The sequence below is a fragment of the Rhodococcus sp. SMB37 genome (assembly GCF_004345605.1).
In the GTDB taxonomy this organism is placed as follows: Bacteria; Actinomycetota; Actinomycetes; order Mycobacteriales; family Mycobacteriaceae; genus Rhodococcus.
In genome coordinates, this window is record NZ_SLVY01000037.1 from 1 (window position 1) to 7,552 (window position 7,552).

The window sequence follows — 7,552 nt, forward strand, 5'->3', positions numbered from 1 at the left end:
CGCCACCGCACCAACGCCAACCCCAAAGCCGCCACCAGACCATCGGCAACACCACCACGGAACAACGACGGCACCGACGTCAGCAACGCCTCGGTGTCCGAGGCGGGCACGCTGATGTCGAATCGCTCGACAGTGGACGCGGTGTCGACGGACGGATCGAACGGCCGCTCGCCGAGCAGCGGGTCGGGCCCCTCGAGAATCTGCTCCCAGAGCCCCAGTTCGTCGCGATGCGACGGTGCCGCCTCGACGAGGCCGTGTGCCCAGCGGCGCAACGACGTCCCGACTGCGGCAAGCTCGACCTTCTCCTGCCCGGAGACGACCTGCCCCCACGCAAGACCGAGGTCCGGCAACAGGATTCGCCACGACACACCGTCGACCACCAGGTGATGTGCGACGACGGCGAGCACACCGGCACGCCCGGCCGAACCGAAGTCGAACCACACGAACTGCAGCACCGACCCGGCGAACGGATCGAGTCGACCGAGTGCCTCGTCGATCTCGCGTCCGGCGAGAACGGTCAGGTCCTCGTCGCTGATACCGGCGGGAGCCTCGATGCGGGTGAGGAGGGACCCGGCGTCCACCTCGCCGGCAGCACGTACTCGGAAGGTGGCGCCGTCACGGTCGAGGATCGATCGCAGCGCATCGTGGTGCTCCACCACGGCACCGATGGTCCGCTCGAGCACCTCCGCGGTGATGTCCTGTGGAAGTGTCACGGAGACGAACTGGGAGAACCGGTCGAAACCACCCGGCCAGCCCAGTACCTCACGCATGATCGGCGTCAACGGAACGTCACCGACACCGCCACCCGGCAGTTCCTCGAGTCGCACGATGCCCTGGGACTCGTCGCTCCGCACTGCCACCTCGGCCAGGCCTGCCACCGAACGCCGCTCGAACACATCCCGCGGCGTGAACACCACACCACGAGCCTTCGCCCGCGACACCAACTGAATCGACACGATCGAATCACCACCGAGCGCGAAGAACGACTCGTCCACACTCACCTTCTCCAAGTGCAGAACCTCCGCGAACACCTCCGCAATGATCTCCTCGACCTCACTACCGGCCGCACGATACTCACGCTCCTCGAGCACCGGCTCCGGCAACGCATCACGATCCAACTTGCCCACCGGCGTCAACGGCACCTCATCGAGCACCACGATCGCCGACGGCACCATATGCGGCGGCAACGACCGAGCCACGAACTCCGTCAACCCCGCCACATCCACAGCCCGGCCCTTCACCGGCAACACATACGACACCAACACCGTCGCACCCGACGCCGTGGAACGACCGAGGGTTGCGGCGAAGTCGACGGTCTCGTGTGCGGCCAGGGCGGCGTCGATCTCGCCGAGTTCGATACGGAAACCGCGCACCTTCACCTGGAAGTCGCTGCGCCCCACGAACTCGAGCTCGAGCCGATCTTCGACGGCACGCCACCTCACCACGTCGCCCGTCCGGTACATGCGTGAACCGTCCGGGCTGTAAGGATTGGCAACGAACATCTCGGCGGTGAGAGCGCTGCGGCCGTGGTAACCGCGGGCAAGCGCAGCGCCGGCCATGTACAGCTCACCGGCGACGCCCTCGGGGACGGGACACAACCGCGTGTCGAGCACGAGTGCGGACACCCCGTGCGTGGGATGACCGATCGTGATCGGACGGCCCGGTTCGAGCCTCGCGAACGACGAGATGATCGTCGTCTCGGTGGGGCCGTACCCGTTGAAGTACTTGCGTCCCGGTGCCCACTTGGCGAGCAGCTCCGGTGTGGTGACGTCGCCACCGACAGACGCGACCTCGAGGCTGTCGATACCCGTCGGATCCATCGTCCCGAGCACCGCCGGGGTGATGATCGTGTGCGTGACGCGTTCGGTGCGCAGCAACTCCGCGAGATCGGGGCCACCGATGATCGTCGACGGCACGATGACCAGCGTCGCGCCGCTCGTGAACGCCGCCATCCACTCGAGCACCGACGGGTCGAAGCTCGGCGAGCAGATGTGCAGGAAGCGATGACCGGCACGCAGGTGGTACAGCTCGACGGCGGTGTCGACCACCCCGCCGAGACCCTGGTGCGTGACGACGACACCCTTGGGTCGGCCCGTCGAACCCGAGGTGTAGATGACGTAGGCCGGGTGGAACAGCGACAGCGAACGCACCCGGTCGGAGGCACCCACCGGCAACTCCGACTGTCCGTCGAGTTCACTCGCGAACGCCGCGTCGTCGAGCACGATCCAGTCGGAGTCCCCGGGCAGCCCGTCGCGATAATTCGAAGACGTGATACCCAGGACCGCACCGGAATCGGACAGCATGTACCGCACGCGGTCGACGGGATAGGTGGGGTCGACCGGCAGGTGCGCGGCACCGGCCTTCGCGATCGCCCACACGCTCAGGACCATCTCGTACGACCTCGGGTAGGACACCGCGACGATGTCCTCCGGGCCGACGCCCCGTCCGATGAGGATGCGAGCGAGCTTCGACGAAGTCTCGTCGAGTTCGCGGTAGCTGATCGAGCGCCCCTCGTAGCGGACCGCGGTGGCCTTCGGATCCAGCGTGACCGCCGCCGTGAGGATATCGGCGAGGGTTCCGCCGGCTCCGACGTGATCCCCGTGGACGTGCGTGAGCCGGCCGAACTCGTCGCCGCCGAGCAGCGGGAGGTCCCCGACCGGCGCCTGCGGATCCGCAAGGATGCCGGCGAGCAACAGTTCGAACCGGCGCGCGAACTGTTCGACGGTACCGTGGTCGAACAGCGCACTCGCGTAGGAGAACTCGGCCGACATACCGGCCGGTGCGCCGTCCTCCCCGATACCCTCGCGCAGCGTGAGCGACAGATCGAACTTCGCCGTGTCCACATCGAAGGGCACCCCGGACACACTCAGCTCCGGAAGTTCGAGACCTGCGGACGGCAGGTTCTCGAACGACAGGGCCACCTGGAACAGCGGGTGCCGCGCCGTCGACCGCTCGGGCTCGACGATCTCGACGAGCCGTTCGAACGGGATGTCCGCGTGGGCGAATGCCTCGAGGTCTGCTTCTCGGACCCGCGACAGCAGGTCGGTGAACGGCTCACCTGCGTCGATCCGGCTCCGCAACACCAAGGTGTTGACGAACATGCCGATCAGGTCGTCGAGTTCGGACTCGCCACGGCCCGCGATCGGTGTGCCGATCGCGACGTCGTCGGAGTCGGACATGCGCGCCAGGAAGATCGCGAGCGCGGTGTGGACGACCATGAACATGGTCGTGCCGGTCCGGCGGGCCAGCGCCGCCAGTTCACGATGCGTGGACTCGTCGAGCGCGAACTCGACCCGGCCACCGGCAAACGACTGCACCGGCGGGCGCGGACGATCCATCGGCAGGTTCAACTCGTCCGGAACACCGGCGAGTGCGCGCTTCCAGTACTGGGCCTGCGTCGACAGCAAGCTCTCCGGATCGTCCTCCGAGCCGAGAACCTCACGCTGCCACAGCGCGAAGTCCGCGTATTGCACCGGAAGCGGAGCCCAGGCCGGTTCTTCACCGGCCGCACGGGACACGTAGGCGGCCATGACATCACGCGTGAGCGGTGCCATCGACCAGCCGTCGGCACTGATGTGGTGCACGACGAACACCAGCACGTGATCGGCAACAGATGTCCCGTCGCTCCGCTCGCCCGCAACATCCCCCAACCGGTACAGAACCGCACGCAACGGCACCTGCGTGGTCACATCGAACCCTGTGCCCACGATCTCCAGGATCCGTGCGGGAAGTTCTGCTTCGTCGACCTGCACGGCGTCGAGGTTCGGCATCGCCTCGTCCACCGGCAGGATCTGCTGGTAGGGACGACCGTCGTCTTCCGGGTAGATCGTGCGGAGCACCTCGTGCCGATCGAGCAGATCACGCACGGCCGCCTGCAACGCAGCTGTGTCGAGGGCGCCGGTCAGGCGTACTGCAACGGGAAGGTTATCGGCGCTCGACGTCGAATCGAAGCGGTTGAGGAACCACATGCGCTGCTGCGCAAGCGACAGCGGCACCCGATCCGGGCGCTGCTGCGGCACCAACGGCACCCGACGCACCGACCCGGTGTGCTGCTCCGCCTGCGCGGCGAGCGCGTGCACCGTCGAGGACTCGAACAGCACCCGCACCGGGATCCGAACGTCGAGCGCAGCTCCGAGGCGCGCGACGAGTTGCGTCGCGATCAGTGAGTTGCCGCCGAGCGCGAAGAAGTCGTCGTCGAGGCCGACACGTTCGATACCGAGGACATCGGCGAAGGTCGTCGCAACGATCTCCTCGATCGGTGTCGTCGGAGCACGGAACTCCCGCGCCTCGAACGTCGGTGCCGGCAGGGCCTTCCGGTCGAGCTTGCCGGACGTGTTGAGCGGGAACTCCTGGAGGATGACCAGTGCGGACGGCACCATGTAGGAGGGCAGTATCTCCGACGCGTGGTCGATGAGCTCTCCGGTGTCGATGTTCCGTCCCGGTGTCGGCACGACGTACCCTGCGAGCTGGTCACCGGTCGGGGTCTGCACCACGAGCACCGCGGCCTGGTTCACCGAATCGTGGGCAAGCAGCGCGGTCTCGATCTCGCCGAGCTCGATTCGCTGCCCACGGAATTTCACCTGGAAGTCCGTGCGGCCGATGTATTCGAGCTCGCCCTGCTCGTTCCAGGTCACGAGGTCACCTGTGCGGTACATCCGATCGCCGGACACCCCGTACGGATTCGCGACGAACCGGTCCGAGGTGAGATCCGGGCGACGCACATAGCCGCGTGCGAGCTGGGCCCCCGCGAGGTAGAGCTCTCCCGGGACACCGACGGGAACCGGGCGGAGCCGGCCGTCGAGGACGTACGCCTGCACATTCCATTCCGGAACACCGATCGGAACCACGTCGACCGAACCCGTCGCCGGCGCCTGCCAGTAGGTGGCGGACACGGCGGCTTCCGTGGGTCCGTACAGATTGTCGATGTCCGCAGAGCTGATCCGGCGCACGCCGTCGATCGTCTCGGGCGGCAGTGCTTCACCGATCACGAAGATGTCGCGCAGGGTGCGGCATTCCTCGGCGTCGGCGTGGGCGGCGAACACCGTGAGCATCGACGGCACGAAGTCTGTGATCGTGACCTGCTCGCGCGCGATGACTTCGGACAGGTACGCGGGGTCGCGGTGCCCTTCCGGGGTTGCGATCACGAGTCGGGCACCCACGCTCAACGGCATGAAGAAGCCCCACAGCGACACGTCGAACGTGGTGGCGGTTTTCTGGAAGTACACGTCGTCCGAGGTCATCTCGAACTCGTGCAGCATCCATTCCGTCTGGTTGACGATTGCGCGGTGTGTCACCGCGACACCCTTCGGACGTCCCGTCGAGCCCGAGGTGAATATCGCGTAGGCGGTGTTGTCGGGGCGCAGCGGTGCGATCCGATCCGCATCGGTGATCGGCGCCGACGAGGTGCCCGACAGGTCGAGCACGTCAATGGCGATCGACCGGATATCGAGATCCGACGGCACCTCGAACTCGTCGCGGGCTGTGGTCACGATGCAGACCGGATCGGCCGTGTCGAGGATGTGCCGCACACGGTCGATGGGGTGGTCGGGATCGATCGGCACCCAGGCGCCACCTGCCCGGACAATCGCGTACATGCCCACCATCAGATCGAGAGACCGTCGGATGGCCAAGCCCACCAACGACTCCGGACCGACCCCTTGCGCGATCAGGTGTCGCGCGAGACGCGTGACGCGAGCATCGAACTCGGCGTAGGTGAGGGATTCACCTTCGTAGACGAGAGCGACAGCATCCGGTGTACGGGCGGCCTGCGCGTCGAAACGGTCGGTGAGCAGTGCCGCCGCGTCGAGCTGGTGCGCCGAGTCGTTCCAGTCGTGGAGGATCCGATCGAGTTCCGTATTGTCGAGAAGCCCGATGTCACCCACATGATTCTCGGGCTGCGAAGCGAGCGACTCGAGTGCGCGCACGAAACGGGCGACGAGCGCGGACACCTGGTCGCGGTCGAAAAGGGCACGCTGGTAGCGCAGTTCGACTTCCATCCCCGTCTTGACGTGAACGAACAGGCTCAACGGGTAGTGCGTTGCATCGTGCGTGCCGACACCTGTGACGGACATACCGTCGATCGACGAGGCCTGCTGGGCGAGGCCTTCCTCGTCGAGCGGGTAGGACTCGAACACGGTGAGGGTGTCGAAGGCCACCGCCGGACCAGAGGCCCGCTGGATGTCGGTCAGGCCGAGGTGGTGGTGTTCGAGCAGCGCGGCCTGTTCGCTCTGCAGACGACCGAGGAACTCGGCGACCGGCTCATCGGGATCGAACGACACCCGCACCGGCAGGGTGTTGATGAACAGACCCACCATCGACTCCACACCGGGCAGGTCGGCGGGACGTCCGGAGACGGTCGCGCCGAATACCACGTCGTCGCGGCCGGTGAGCCGGCCGACCAGCACACCCCATGCCGCCTGCACGAGAGTGTTCACAGTGACGCCCAGGCGCGCCGCGGCCTCACTGATCGCGGTCAGACGCTGCGCGTCCAGCTCGATCTTGACGCGGTCGTCGCCCTGCTCGCCCGGATGCCGGGGCGACTGCGGGGCAAGCAGTGTCGGTTCGTCGAATCCGTCGAACACGTGCGACCAGGCGTCGCGCGAGGCATCCAGGTCGCGCGTGCCGACCCATTCGAGGAACGAGCGGTACGACCGTGCACGCGGCAGCATCGACGTATCACCGCGGGTGGCATACAGGGCCATCAGGTCCTGCATGAGCAGCGGCATCGACCAGCCGTCGACCAGCACGTGGTGCGTGGTCACGCCGAGCTGGTAGCGATCACCACCGAGCGAGACGAGCACGAACCGCATGAGCGGTCCGGTGTCCATGACGAACCCGCGGGTCTCCTCGTCGCGCCAGAACGGGACGGTGACCGTCACGCCCGACGACGCGACCTCCGACGACATGTCGACGGTGCGCCACGGCACCTTCACGTCGTCGAGCACCAGCTGGACCGAGTCGCCCTCGTCGTCGGTGACGAAGACTGTGCGCAGGTTCGCATGCCGATCGAGCAGCCCCTGAGCAGCCCGGTGCAGACGCTCCGCGTCTACGGCGCCTTCGAGATCGAGAACGGCCTGCATCGTGTACACGTCGACGTCGTTCTCGGCCGTCATCAACGCGTGGAACAGCAGACCGGACTGCAACGGCGAGAGCGGCCATACATCGGCCACCTGCCGATACCGCGATTCCCACCGCTCCAGGTCGGGCTGGGTCACGTTCACCAGCGGGACGTCCGACGGGGTGAGCCCCCCGGCGCCCGGTGCGCCGACGTGGTCGACGAGTGCATCGAGCGCTGCACGCCAATGCTGAGCGAATTCCTCGACATCGTCGCGGTCCAGCAGGCCGGTGGGGAATGCGATTCCGGCACCGAGCCGCGGACCGTCCGGACCATCGTTCACGATCGCGTTGATGTCGACCGCTGCGCTGGCAGGCATGTCCGCATCGAGCGCGGCATCGACCTTGCCGAGGGCGTCCGTAGGCGCCCACCCGATCGCCGCCAACTCCTCCGGCACATCCGCCGCAGACACACGACCCAAATAGTTGAAACTGATCT

Annotated in this window: 1 protein-coding gene; it reads right to left on the reverse strand. The window is 66.8% G+C overall.

What is annotated here, in order from left to right:
- On the reverse strand, positions 1–7,526 hold a 7,526-nt coding region (locus EV641_RS28910), incomplete at its 3' end, for a non-ribosomal peptide synthetase (RefSeq protein ID WP_132476943.1).
- Positions 7,527–7,552 lie beyond the last annotated feature (26 nt).